Genomic DNA, 301 nt, shown 5'->3' with positions numbered 1-301 from the left:
TTTTTCGGGAACACCAGCTGTGGCGAGATATTTTAAACAGTGGTATGAGGTGTATTCCAACGATCTGTTGTATTTTTCATACGTACTGCAGCGTGCCACCATAGAGAATGACAGTATACCGGACTTTGACCGGCTGAAGGAAGAACTGGGGATTACGGATCCGGTGGAGTACTTTAACGGAAAAGAAACCCGGGATATGTAGAGCTTAGAGCAGAAGAGACGTTTTTTTCAGAATACGTACGCGCCCACCGGCGGCCGCATGTATCTAAATGATGACAATGCCCTGCGCATTGATTATGCC

At 46.8% G+C, this 301-nt stretch carries 1 protein-coding gene; it reads left to right on the top strand.

What is annotated here, in order from left to right:
* The coding region (locus NE473_RS31250; RefSeq protein ID WP_256265653.1) for a DNA adenine methylase at positions 1-202 on the top strand (202 nt) is incomplete at its 5' end.
* Between the last annotated feature and the right edge of the window lie 99 nt (positions 203-301).

Source organism: Hungatella sp. SL.1.14 (assembly GCF_024460495.1).
Classification (GTDB): domain Bacteria; phylum Bacillota; class Clostridia; order Lachnospirales; family Lachnospiraceae; genus Hungatella; species Hungatella hathewayi.
The sequence above is the reverse complement of the archived record's forward strand: the minus strand, read 5'-3'. Positions and strand labels throughout refer to the sequence as shown.